This window comes from Shewanella aegiceratis (genome assembly GCF_019457495.1).
Lineage (GTDB): Bacteria > Pseudomonadota > Gammaproteobacteria > Enterobacterales > Shewanellaceae > Shewanella > Shewanella loihica.
On sequence record NZ_CP080416.1, the window covers coordinates 1,830,707 to 1,842,751 of the forward strand.

At 54.0% G+C, this 12,045-nt stretch carries 10 protein-coding genes; 5 read left to right on the top strand and 5 right to left on the bottom strand.

All coding sequences use genetic code 11. The features are described from left to right. Window positions 1-36: 36 nt before the first annotated feature. Window positions 37-579: an alpha/beta hydrolase YcfP gene (gene ycfP / locus K0H80_RS08285; RefSeq protein ID WP_220044933.1), complete on the top strand. Its 543-nt coding sequence runs from the start codon at window positions 37-39 to the stop codon at window positions 577-579. Between the two features lie 567 nt (window positions 580-1,146). Next, a complete protein-coding gene (locus tag K0H80_RS08290) occupies window positions 1,147-1,416 on the top strand; it encodes an acylphosphatase (protein ID WP_220044934.1) in 270 nt (89 codons plus the stop codon). 28 nt (window positions 1,417-1,444) lie between these two features. Here K0H80_RS08290 and K0H80_RS08295 read toward each other — a convergent pair whose 3' ends face one another. The 3 genes from K0H80_RS08295 to K0H80_RS08305 form a co-directional block, all read right to left on the bottom strand. Then, entirely contained in the window at window positions 1,445-2,383 is a 939-nt protein-coding gene (locus tag K0H80_RS08295) for a peptidoglycan binding protein CsiV (RefSeq protein ID WP_220073669.1), read from the bottom strand. Continuing rightward, window positions 2,376-5,858, bottom strand: a complete 3,483-nt coding sequence (gene mfd, locus K0H80_RS08300) for a transcription-repair coupling factor (protein WP_220073670.1) — start codon at window positions 5,856-5,858, stop codon at window positions 2,376-2,378. The genes K0H80_RS08295 and mfd overlap by 8 nt, the downstream gene beginning before the upstream one ends. Before the next feature lie 75 nt (window positions 5,859-5,933). Beyond that, window positions 5,934-6,515 carry a hypothetical protein gene (locus tag K0H80_RS08305; protein ID WP_220073671.1) on the bottom strand — a complete coding sequence of 194 codons (582 nt, stop codon included), beginning with the start codon at window positions 6,513-6,515 and terminating at the stop codon, window positions 5,934-5,936. Window positions 6,516-6,610: 95 nt separating this feature from the next. Here K0H80_RS08305 and K0H80_RS08310 point away from each other — a divergent pair, with 95 nt between their 5' ends. Genes K0H80_RS08310 through lolE form a run of 3 tightly spaced genes read left to right on the top strand, consistent with a single transcriptional unit; the run spans window position 6,611 to window position 9,798 of the window. After that, entirely contained in the window at window positions 6,611-7,843 is a 1,233-nt protein-coding gene (locus tag K0H80_RS08310) for a lipoprotein-releasing ABC transporter permease subunit (RefSeq protein WP_220073672.1), read from the top strand. Window positions 7,844-7,846: 3 nt separating this feature from the next. Further along, window positions 7,847-8,548, top strand: a complete 702-nt coding sequence (gene lolD, locus K0H80_RS08315) for a lipoprotein-releasing ABC transporter ATP-binding protein LolD (protein ID WP_220073673.1) — start codon at window positions 7,847-7,849, stop codon at window positions 8,546-8,548. After that, window positions 8,545-9,798 (top strand): lipoprotein-releasing ABC transporter permease subunit LolE, encoded by a 1,254-nt coding sequence (gene lolE / locus K0H80_RS08320; protein ID WP_220073674.1) that lies wholly within the window; start codon window positions 8,545-8,547, stop codon window positions 9,796-9,798. The genes lolD and lolE overlap by 4 nt, the downstream gene beginning before the upstream one ends. Window positions 9,799-9,825: 27 nt before the next feature. On the opposite strand, the gene K0H80_RS08325 is transcribed toward lolE, so the two are convergent. After that, entirely contained in the window at window positions 9,826-11,181 is a 1,356-nt protein-coding gene (locus K0H80_RS08325) for a diguanylate cyclase domain-containing protein (RefSeq protein WP_220073675.1), read from the bottom strand. 331 nt (window positions 11,182-11,512) lie between these two features. Next, window positions 11,513-12,019: a DUF2062 domain-containing protein gene (locus tag K0H80_RS08330; protein ID WP_011865435.1), complete on the bottom strand. Its 507-nt coding sequence runs from the start codon at window positions 12,017-12,019 to the stop codon at window positions 11,513-11,515. Window positions 12,020-12,045 lie beyond the last annotated feature (26 nt).

Here is a 12,045-nt window from a genome sequence, read left to right on the forward strand (position 1 = left end):
AAAGTTAATATTCACATACAGTTAGCAGGTAACAGGATGATCCTCTATTTCCACGGTTTTGACGCCACCAGTCCAGGTAATCATGAAAAAATGCGCCAGCTGCAGTTTGTCGACCCCGACGTACGGCTGATCAGCTACAGCACGCTTCACCCCAAGTACGATATGCAGTATCTGCTTAACGAGGTGAGTCGTCAGCTAACCCAGAGTGACGATCCCGCGCCTCTGGCAATCGGTGTCGGTCTCGGTGGCTATTGGGCCGAGCGGATAGGTTTTCTCAATGGCCTTAAGACAGTGATGATCAATCCCAATCTGCATCCGGAAGACAACATGCTCGGCAAGATAGACAGACCGGAAGAGTATGCCGATATCGCCAGCAAGTGTGTCAGTCAGTTTAGGGAGAAACATAAGGGGCGGGGTATGTGTATCTTGTCTCGCCAGGACGAGGTGCATGACAATCAGGCGGTGGCCAGTACCTTAGCGCCTTTCTATCCCATCGTCTGGGACGAGGAGCAGCGCCATAAGTTTCCTTCGCTGGCCGCGCATCTCGCCGAGATAAAGGCCTTTAAAGAGCAGCAATAACGCGATTCGTACCTAACAAGGAGCCAACTGGCTCCTTTTTTTATGTGTAGATACTAGATGTGCAGATACTAGTGACGGCAAAGCGGCCCGATACTGTGGTCTGATAAAGCCTTCTGACTCGTATTTCTGCACCAAAAAGTTTGGCTGTGCGAGCGGCTTCGACTCGGGAATGACGTTAACGAAAAGCCTTGCAGCTTTGGATTGAAGCCTTGCTGGCCGAGAGGAGGCGATTAGGGCGTTTTTCTGCAGTGTATTGATCGCCATTTTTCAGGGGCTTATGGTGACTAAGCGATAAAAAGTGGTCGAATATCCTGAATTTAGCTCGAAGCTGAGCGTAAGTGGTTAACAATTTTTGTTATTCAAATCTAGCATAGCTTATCCCTTTTATGATACAAAGTGATACATATTGCTACATGATGGTCTTACAGACCTTTTCCCAGTTTGCGTATGTCGCCCGATGCAGCTAACCACTTTATTAGTTAGCTGTTTTTTTTGTCTGTTTTTTGCCCATCCCCCAAGTTTAGGTTATCTTCAAAGGGTTAGATCGATAAGAAGAACGAGGCGCAGATGAAGCGGGTATTATTGACAATATCGGGAAAGGTTCAGGGCGTGTGTTTCAGGCGATACAGTCAGCTGAAAGCCAATGAATTGGGGCTGACGGGGTATGCCAAAAACCTGGAAGACGGCAGGGTGCTGATTTTATTGCAGGGAGGCGGCTTAGCTGTCGATCGTTTCATCGCCTGGAGTGAGCAGGGTTCGCCTCAGGCTGTAGTGGATAATGTGCTGGTGGAGGAAGACGAGGCAGATGAGATCTACCTCGATTTTTCTGTCTATTAGCTATCTGTTTTCTAAATAGCTATTTAGCTTAGTTCTGCGGGACCACGTTTGGCTGGCTCACCTCGAGGGTGCGCTCGCCGGGTTGTTCCATCTTTCTGATCTGTAGGATCATCCCCATGTTAGGGTGATCGAAATAATGGATTTCGTCACTCTTCACTCGCTTATTCTGCGTCATATAGATGTCGTACAGATAAGGCACCTGGCTCAATACCGTCTCATCCTCAAGCTGTGGCTGCGCTTTACTGCCAGCCCTGTGCAGGGTTAACGCCGTTTCCACATAGAGGTAATGGTTCAGATAGATGTTGAGCGTACCATCAAGTGCCCAGATAGGGGCCGCCTGCTTTTCCTCGAAATTCAGATCGAAGTTAAACTGCGGAATGCCGCTGGTATCACTTTGGGGCGCCGCGTTCACCGCGTAGCCATCCTCATTGAAGCGATCTGAGAAATCTTCACCGCCGTAGAGACGCACGGGTTTCGCCTGATGACGGGGCAGCATAGATTGTTGCCAGGTCATATGCAGCAGGCTCTTGTGTCCGGCTTCGCGCTTTAAGGTGGTAATCATGTCGCCAAACTGCGACTGGGAGTCGGCCAATAAGACGGTGCCGGCCCCTAAGGTGGCATATTGCGGAGTTGGCGCGCCTATGGTGGTAGGGATCTGGCTGGGGTGAGTCACCTGCGCCTGTTGCAGCTGTCTGTCGCAATCTTCTGGCGTTTCCAGCCACTGCTGGGCGCTGCAGCCCTCGAGCCCCAGGCTGGCACCGGTAATATCCGTGGCAAACAGCGGCGAGATCATGTCTATCGGTTGACGCGTGTGACGATTGCCTGGGCTTGCCAAGGTTTCTTCCAATTGACTTCCCTGACGCTCAAACAGGTAAACTTCCACCTCAAACCAACGCTCGTTATCTGCCCAGGCGGCGCCGGATAGTGAGGCAAGGGTGGTCACCAATAAAAGACTCTTTTTAAACACGCGGTTCTCCAAGGCGATGTTGCATGAGTTGAGAGATGATCAGGGATAACAGGGCTAACCTATCCTTGTCTGTCTCTGTCGGCATCAAGAATTTTAACTTACTTGGGCCGTCCATACGATAATTTTGTGGCTGACTCTGTAATAGTCCGATGATAAAGCCAGGATCTACACATTGATCGTTATTAAATTCCAGGCTGCCGCCCTTGGCGTGCATCTCTATCTTGGCGATGCCGAGCGCCGTTGCCTGATGTTTGAACAGCGAGACTTCCATCAGGTTCTTGGTTGCCTGAGGCAAGAGGCCGAAGCGATCGATCAGCTCGACCTTTAATTCGTCCAGTGCCTGGGCGGTGGCGCAGTTGGCGATACGCTTATAGAGTGACAGGCGGATGTTGACATCGCCCACATAATCTTCCGGCAGTAGCGCTGGGATCCGCAGGTCAATCTCACACTGTCCCCTGAGCATCTGATCCAGCGAAGGCTCCTTGCCCTCCTTGAGGGATTTCACCGCATCTTCCAGCATCTCCATGTAGAGGGTAAAGCCTATTTTGGAGATATGACCGCTCTGCTCATCGCCCAGGAGTTCACCCGCGCCGCGGATCTCGAGATCTTGAGTCGCCAGCATGAAGCCTGCGCCGAGATCTTCCAGCGCGCCAATGGCCTCCAGACGCTTAATGGCATCCTTGGTCATGCGTTTAGGATGGGGCGTCATCAGATAGGCGTAGGCCTGATGGTGTGAGCGTCCCACACGGCCCCTGAGCTGGTGCAGCTGCGCCAGGCCGAAGTTATCGGCCCGCTCTATGATGATGGTGTTGGCGCTGGGCACATCGATGCCCGTCTCTATGATGGTGGTACACACCAACACATTGTATTTCTGGTGATAGAAGTCAGACATCACCTTTTCAAGGTCGCGCTCGCGCATCTGGCCATGGGCGGTGACAACTCGCGCCTCGGGCAGTAGCGCCTCAATCTCACGGGCGCGCTTCTCTATGGTCTCGACACTGTTGTGGAGAAAATAGACCTGGCCGCCCCTTAAGATCTCACGCAGCAGCGCCTCGCGTACCGTGGCATCATCATATTCGCGCACGAAGGTCTTAACCGCCAGACGCTTGGCCGGCGGCGTAGCTATGATGGAGAGATCGCGCATGCCAGACATCGCCATGTTAAGCGTACGCGGGATTGGGGTGGCCGTCAGGGTGAGGATGTCGATATTGGCGCGCAGCGCCTTGATCTTCTCCTTCTGACGCACGCCGAACCTGTGCTCCTCGTCGATGATAAGCAGGCCTAAGTTTTCAAACTTGGCCTCAGACTGCAGCAGCTTGTGGGTACCGATAACGATATCCACCTGGCCAAGCTCCAGCTGCTTGAGCACCGCCTGTTGTTCCTTGGCGGTCTTAAAGCGTGACATCACCTCTATCTTGATAGGCCAGTCGGCAAACCTGTCTTTGAAGTTTTCATAGTGCTGCTGAGCAAGTAGCGTGGTGGGCACCAAGATAGCCACCTGCTTGCCGTCGTTGACCGCTACGAAGGCGGCGCGCATCGCCACCTCTGTCTTACCGAAGCCGACGTCGCCACACACCAGGCGGTCCATCGATATGGGGCTGCACATGTCGGTGAGCACGGCGTCGATGGCGGTCTCCTGATCTACCGTCTCTTCGAAGGGGAAGCTGCCGGCAAACTGGGCATACTCTTCGCGATCTAATCGGCAGGCCTCGCCGGGGCGGGCCTGACGGCGGGCGTAGACATCTAAGAGTTCGGCGGCCACGTCGCGGATCTTCTCGATCGCCTTGCGTTTGGCCTTGATCCAACTCTCGTTGCCCAGCTTGTTGAGCTGTGGCGCATCATCGGCGCCGACACTGTACTGGCTGATGAGGTTGAGGGAGGCGACAGGCACATAGAGCTTGTCACCGCCGGCGTATTCCAGTTTTAGATACTCGGCGACCAGGCCGCCCGTGTCCAGGGTTTCCAGCCCTTGATAGAGGGCGACGCCGTGATCCAGATGCACTATGGGTTGACCGACTTTGAGTTCGGCCAGATCCTTGATGAGCGCATCCTGGCTTACCTGACGCTGTTTATCTCGTCTGCGTTGCTGGGCGATGCGCTGACCAAACAGCTCGGTTTCACACACCAGTGCCCAGCTAGGACCCTTCTTGGGGTGATAGATGGCGCCTTGAGACAGCGGCGCAACAATTAAGCCAAAGGGCTGAGGCTTATGGCTGAAGCTGTCCAGATGGTCCAGCAGCGCAGGTTTAATCTCTATCTTGGCCAGCAGTTCCAGCAGCGCCTCGCGGCGGCCTTCCGATTCGACGCAGAATAAAATTGGCGTGCCGCCATCGGCAAATTCTTTAAGGCTAACAAGCGGCTGTTTGAGCTTATGGTTGGCGGCGATGTTAGGCAGTGCCTCGAGCTGGGCCTCAACACAGGTGCCAGTGGCTTCATTACCCTTGATTAGGAAGCGCGGCAGCTGTTTGAAGGCCTCGAAGACCTGTTCGGTCAGCAGGTAGAGATCCTTTGGCGGCAGTAGTGGCCTCAGGGGATCGACCCGGCGGTTCTCATAGCGCTGGTTGATCTCCTGCAGGTGGTGTTTGGCAGCATTCTCTAGATCGCCCACCTGCACCAGTTGGCACTCGCCGGGCAGATAGTCAAACAGGCTCGCCGTCTCATCGAAGAAGAGGGGCAGGTAACTCTCGATCCCGGCGGGCATCACCTTGCGGCTCACCATCTGATAGATGGACTCCGGCTCCTTGACCACTACCTCAAACTGGCGGCGGTAACGCTGGCGAAACCCTTCGATGGCGGCGTCATTGGTCGGGAACTCCTTGGCTGGCAGCAGGCGAATCGATTCGATCTCGCCGCTGGAGCGTTGGGTTTCCGGGTCAAATTCGCGGATCGATTCGACCTCATCATCGAACAGCTCGATGCGATAGGGGCTCTGGGCGCCCATGGGAAAGAGATCTATGATAGAGCCGCGCACGGCAAACTCGCCATGCTCATACACCTGCTCCACGTGATGATAGCCGGTATTGACCAGCTGGCTGCGCACCGCTTCCAGGGGATAGTTGTCGCCCTTGCTGAGCAGCAAGACGTTGCCGGTTAAGAATGATTGCGGCGGCAACTTCACCATCAGGGTGCTCATGGGCACGATCACCAGGCTATGGCCGGCGCTTGGGATCCGCGATAGGGTCTCAAGCCGTTGAGATACCAGATCCTGATGGGGCGAGAAGCTGTCGTAAGGCAAGGTCTCGCGGTCGGGGAACAGCATCACGGGGATCGATTTTGGTGCTAACAGGTAGCCTAGCTCTGCCTCTAGCCTGAGCGCGCTTGGCGTGTCTGGCGTCACCACTAAGGTCATGCCGCTATACTGCTCGCACAGCTTAGCCAGGCTTATCGCCTGGGCGGCACCGGTTAATTGGCTCAGGGTTTGGGGCGACTTAACCCCTTTGACTTTAGGTGGTGTGAGGATGGAAAAAGCATTCATGAAAACAGACTAAGGCCAACAATCGACAATGATGCGGCCATTGTAGAGACTTAGCCCCGTCAGTGCCAGTGAAAACTAACTCTGGTCTTGTTGCTGTTTTTTGCGTTGTTGTAATTGTTTTTGTTGAATATTCAGGCTGGCTTTGACCAGTTGCTCCACATCCTCATCGAGAATTTGGATAAAGCTGAGTTCGCAGTCGAAACCACCTTCAGAGGCTTCATCGTCACAGCGGGTGCACTCCCCTATGCAAAGGATGGCGATAAGCGCCTCCCTGATATGCAGTGTGATGCGGTAGCGCTCTCCGGGTATCAATTTTGTGGGGCTTAGGAGATGTATGCCGCTACCACCAAAATGCAGGCCGCTGCAGCGCTCGCCCTCGTGGGGCTGCTGCTCGAGCACATGTTGCAGCACCAGGTCTATCTTGCGAGACTGTAGCTTAAGGTAATCGACCACGGTGCGGGCCTCATCATCAAGGTGCCTGAGCTGGAGTAGACAGTCGGCTTCCATCGCCTTGACTTGGCTGATAAGCTGCATGCCGAGCGGTAGCATACCTCTTAGCTCATAGTCGTTGGGCAGCGGCTGCTCCTTAGGCCAGGGCGATAGGTAAGCGGCGAACCCATGCGCGACGCTAAAATAGGAGTTTGATTGGCTGTTCAACGGATTGCCTCTTGTTTTTAAGGTGCTATTCCCCCTATTATCGTGCCCATCTTAATGATTTATCAAGGCTCTGACGTAAAGAGACCCTGCCAAACATGAATTTAGCGTTATCTTGGACCATAGGTTATCGGTACTGGCGAGCACGTAAGGCCAATCCATTTGCCTCATTTATTACCCTGTTTGCCGTGTCGGGGATCTTGCTGGGGGTGGCGGCCCTGATCATCGTCAGTTCTGTGATGAATGGTCTCGAGGGACAGCTCAAGCAGCGCATTCTTGGCGCAGTGCCACAGCTGACGGTGCACAGCGAGCAACACCTTGGCAACTGGCAAGATGTCGCCAATACCTTAATCGATGGTAAGCAGATCCTGGCGATGAGTCCGAGCGTGGCCACGCAGGCCATGTTACAGGCGCCGAGCAACATCAGTGCAGTGCAGGTTTATGGTATCTATCCCGAGCTTGAAAAAGACAATCTGGCCCGTCTGAACCGTCACTTCAACGGCTCCCTCGACAGCTTAGAGGCGGGCAAATACCGCATCATCATAGGCGCCGAGTTGGCGCGTCGTCTGGATGTGAAACCCGGCGATAAGATACGTGTACTCAGTGGCGATGGGGTGGTTTATTCGCCGCTGGGGCCTGTGCCGAGTCAGCGTAAGTTTATCGTAGCTGGCGTGTTTGAGATGGGATCTCAGGTAGATGCGAGCCTGGCTTACGTGCATCACGAGGATGCACTGCGTCTGATGCGCAAGTCCCCCAATGAGATCAAGTCGCTGCGTCTTTATCTGGCTGATCCCTTCAAGGCGAGCAAGTTGGCTTCTAAGGTTAAAGCCGCGTTTGAGGCGGCCGGTGACAGTGTGACCACCAGTGATTGGCGCGAAAACTATGGTCATCTCTTCTCTGCAGTAAAAATGGAGAAGAACATGATGTCGTTGATGCTCAGCCTGATCATCGCCGTGGCGGCCTTTAACATAGTATCAGCGCTGGTGATGATGGTGGTGGATAAGACCACAGACGTTGCCGTGCTCAAGACCCAAGGCCTGACCACGGGGAGCATCATGGGGATCTTTATGATCCAGGGATCGCTCAACGCCGTCTTAGGCTTGGTGGGCGGCTTGGCTATCGGCGTGCTGGCCACATTAAACATCAATACACTCTTTTCAATGCTTGGCATTCATGTGCTCGGGGCGGGGCAACGCCTGCCGGTGCAGCTTGAGTGGGGCCAGTTGTCCCTGATCGTCGTTGGCACCCTGGCCATCACATTTTTAGCGACCGTTTATCCCGCACTGCGGGCGGCAAGCGTGCAACCTGCCACAGCTTTAAGGTATGAATAATCTATGACCCAACAGGACAACTCTTTGTTACTTCAAGTCAGTAACGTCAGCAAACGCTACCACGAGGGGAGTATAGATACTCAGGTGCTGAGCGGCGTTAATCTCATTATCGCCAAGGGCGAGCAGGTGGCTATCATCGGCAGTTCGGGCTCGGGTAAGAGTACCTTGCTGCACATCATGGGCACGCTGGACAAACCCAGCAGCGGTCAGGTGATGTTCGACGGGGAAGATCTCTACCAGCTTTCCCCCTCGCGTCAGGCGGCGATCCGCAACCAGGAGCTGGGATTTATCTATCAGTTCCATCATCTGTTGCCCGAGTTTACTGCCCTTGAGAATGTGGCCATGCCTGGGCTCATTCAAAAGCGCCCGCGTCAGGAAGTCGAGCAGGAGGCCAAAGAGCTGCTCAGCCGCGTGGGTCTTAGCCACAGGCTGCACCATACCCCGGCGGAGATGTCTGGCGGTGAGCGCCAGCGCACGGCGATAGCCAGGGCGCTGATCAATCGTCCTAAGTTAGTGTTGGCCGATGAGCCTACGGGCAACCTGGACGCCGCTAGCGGCGATAGCGTCTATGAGCTTATCCGAGAGCTGGGTAGCCAGCTGGGTACGGCCTTTGTGGTGGTCACCCATGATCCTAAGCTTGCTGCGCGCATGGACAGACAGCTGAAGATGCAAGATGGTCAGTTAAGCGCCTGGGAGATGGCATGAGAGAGAGACTCGCCTTCTGGGTAGGCTGGCGCTTCTACATGGCGCGTCAGTCCAATCGTTTCATCAGCTTCATCTCCTTTGCCTCCACGGCGGGCATCGCCCTGGGGGTCGCCGTGTTGATCACTGTGCTGTCGGCCATGAACGGTTTCGAGAAGGAGCTTGAGCAGCGCCTGCTGGGGGTAGTGCCCCATGGTGAGCTGACCGGGGTGAATGAGCCGCTACATGACTGGCCGAAAATTGCCGAGGACGCTAAGAAGATCCCCGGTATTATTGCCAGCGCACCATTTGTGCGTATTCAGGGCCTGATCCAGAAACCCGGTGGTTTTCAGGGGCTAACGGTTATCGGTATCACGCCGGAATTAGAAGCAAAAGTTTCCAACATCCGTGATTTCATGCCGGATACGGCCTGGCAGGCACTGGCCAGCAAAGAAAATAATATTGTCCTGGGTAAGGGGCTGGCCGATGCGCTGGGGCTGTCGCTGGGTAACACCCTGAGCCTCTACACGCCAAACCTTGCCAGTCAGTCAACTGGACGCGGCCTTGGCTCGGCCAAGAGCCATCAGTTTAAGGTGGTGGGAATCTTTGCGCTTGGCGGTGAGCTTGACCTGACTACAGCCTACATCTCGCTGGATTATGGCGCCGAGCTGTTGGAGCTGGGGGATGGCGTGAGCGGGATCCGTATCAAGGTGGATGATGTCTTTGCCGCGCCGCAGCTGATCCGCACCTTGGGCTATAGCCAGTCGCAATATATGTACCTTTCCGATTGGACCCGTACCCAAGGCCATCTCTATCAGGATATTCAGCTGGTACGCGCCGTGATGTACCTGGTGCTGGCGCTGGTGATTGCGGTGGCCTGTTTCAATATCGTCTCGACATTAGTGATGGCGGTACGTGACAAGCAGTCGGAGATCGCCATCTTGCTGACCATGGGGATGGCCAAGGCCACCATTATGGGGATATTCGTGGTGCAGGGCGCGCTAAACGGCCTGTTGGGTTGCTTGATTGGTGCGGGATTGGGGATCACCCTTGCGCTGAATCTGAGTTCTATCGCCAGCGGTATCGAGCAGCTGTTTGGCGTGCAACTCTTATCGGCCGATGTCTATTTCATCGACTTCTTACCCTCACAGCTAAATCTTCTGGATGTGGCGCTGGTGGTGTCTCTGGCCCTGGTGATGAGTCTACTGGCCACCCTCTATCCCGCCTGGAAGGCGAGTCGTATTCATCCCGCCGAGGCATTGGCCGGGCGATAAGACTAGGTCGTAAATTAGGAATAGTCTTTAGCGACCTTCCCGGTAGGCGCGTTTTTGTTGATACATCCGCTTGTCGGCATCTGATAGCAACTCTTTGATGTCGGCATTCTGACCATCATAGATTGCATAGCCTATGCTGAGTGAGGGCGTCAGTTGTTGTGACTGCCAGCTAAAGGGCTGGGATTCTATCGCCTGGGTGATATGCGCCATGATCTCCTCGATTTCCTGCATGCCGGTAAGCTCATAGAGCAAGATCAGAAATTCATCACCGCCAAATCGGGCAACCGAGCCCTTAATGCCAACCTCAGTGACCAGACGATTGGCGATATATTTTAGCAGTTCATCGCCCGCCTCATGCCCCAGCTCGTCGTTAACCCCTTTAAAGTCGTTGAGATCTATGTTGAGCAGAGTAAAAGGGGGCTGATTTGGTTTGTTCATCAGACGGTCGAGTTCGTTGATGATGAAGCGCCGATTAGGTAGGTGGGTCAATTCATCGTGCAGCGCCGCCCTGTGGGTGTGCTGATAGTTGCGAAACAGCAGTAGCATCAGCATATACAAGGTAAAGGCCGCAATCGTACCTATACCGCCTATGCCCAGGCGCAGCTGGCCGATGCGTTCGAGATTCTCGATATGAAATCTTGCTGCCATATTCCAGGTGGCGCTGGGTAACTTGATGGGGTAGATCACATCGGCATTGTCGAAGATGCTGGCATCACCGTAGAAAACCTGTTCGGGTTCGTTGGCGGTGATCTGTTTCTTGATGGCGATATCGCCGCCCTGAAATTGGGTGATCCCTGTGTCATGCAGTAATTGGTTATAGTTCATCACTACGCTCACCCCGCCCCAGTATTGGGTGTTTTTGGGGTAGTCGGCGAAGATGGGGTAGCGGGCGATGAGTCCCAAGCCACCCTGGACCAGATTTACCGGGCCGGCGATATACACCGATTGCTGCTCCTTGGCCAGAAGCACTGTCTTTAGCTGGTTTGGCTGGGTGCGAAAATCAAAGCCAACTGCCGCTTCGTTGCCTTTGAGGGGATAGACTAAGGAGATAACATTGTTCGGCGCGATGGCGACGTTGCGCACGTATTGCGCCTTGTCGAGTAATTTAGCGGCGATCACATGCCAGTTTTTCATGGCAAATTCGGGATCTATGGTCACCACAGTGGCCAGGCTATCGGCCAGATAGGTGTCTTTGTAGATGGTGGCCTCGAAGTTAAAGCGGATCAGCGCCAGGTTCTTGCGCAGATTTTCCTCTTCTTGCTGGATCTCATTGTCGACAAAGTATTTTGTTAGCGCACTGATGGTGATCACTGAGGCGAGCAGAAACAAGCAGGAGAGCAGTGCGAAGATCGCAACATGTTTTCTATTTGAATTTAAGTGCATGGCCTTCCTGCATTTTTTGTGATTATTCTAACGAGCGACTTCATCCAAGGCATGTCATTCAGATAGATACAAAGCATCAACTTTGTGATCAATTTGTTTATTCTATCTTAAGTTTCTCTTAGATGCGAAGCGGCAATTGCAGCAGCTCATGCTGCAGCTAGCCTAATGTGCAGTGTGATCGGCGAAAATAGCGCGATGATTTGGTTAACAAAAGCTTATTGTTATCACTGCCCGGCGAAGTTTGAGTGCCAGGCTCAGCTCAATGCCTGATAGCAAGATCCATTGGGTCTTGTGATCAGATCAAAGGCGCCAGGCGGTGGGCAGGTGTTCGCTACTTGGTGCGGTTCTTCCACTTGAACAGGATTGAGTATTTCCACAGGTTGTGGACGACAAAGTAACCCACGGCGGAAAAGATGATCCCAAACACCAGACAGCCGAGCAAGAATGGTGGGCCTATGGTGAAGAGTGAGGCCTCGATCCATTGCCAGCTGGCTTCGAAGGCAAATTCTTGCGGAGGGTGGTTGAGCAGTTTGGCGCCAAAGAGGTAGGCGGCGTAGAACATAAAGGGCATGGTGACAGGGTTGGTGACCCACACCAAGGCGACGGCGACAGGTAAGTTACAGTTGAACAGGATCGCTAGCGCCGCGGCTAACACCATTTGAAATGGCATGGGGATCCAGGCGACAAACAGGCCGACCGCAAAGGCGAGGGGAGCGGAGCGTCGATTCAGGGCCCAGAGGTTAGGCTTGTGAAGCAGCTTACCGAACATCTGCAGGTGCTTATGATTCTGCAGTGTCTCAGGCTTGGGCATATATCGTTGAATGAATTTTTTTGGCATAGCTTAGTGTTGCAGTCTTAAATTAT

Coding starts and splice junctions, on each gene's coding strand:
- ycfP (WP_220044933.1), top strand. CDS start 37: ATGATCCTCTATTTCCACGGTTTTGACGCCACCAGTCCAGGTAATCAT.
- K0H80_RS08290 (WP_220044934.1), top strand. CDS start 1,147: ATGAAGCGGGTATTATTGACAATATCGGGAAAGGTTCAGGGCGTGTGT.
- mfd (WP_220073670.1), bottom strand. CDS start 5,858: ATGAATGCTTTTTCCATCCTCACACCACCTAAAGTCAAAGGGGTTAAG.
- K0H80_RS08310 (WP_220073672.1), top strand. CDS start 6,611: ATGAATTTAGCGTTATCTTGGACCATAGGTTATCGGTACTGGCGAGCA.
- lolD (WP_220073673.1), top strand. CDS start 7,847: ATGACCCAACAGGACAACTCTTTGTTACTTCAAGTCAGTAACGTCAGC.
- lolE (WP_220073674.1), top strand. CDS start 8,545: ATGAGAGAGAGACTCGCCTTCTGGGTAGGCTGGCGCTTCTACATGGCG.
- K0H80_RS08325 (WP_220073675.1), bottom strand. CDS start 11,181: ATGCACTTAAATTCAAATAGAAAACATGTTGCGATCTTCGCACTGCTC.
- K0H80_RS08330 (WP_011865435.1), bottom strand. CDS start 12,019: ATGCCAAAAAAATTCATTCAACGATATATGCCCAAGCCTGAGACACTG.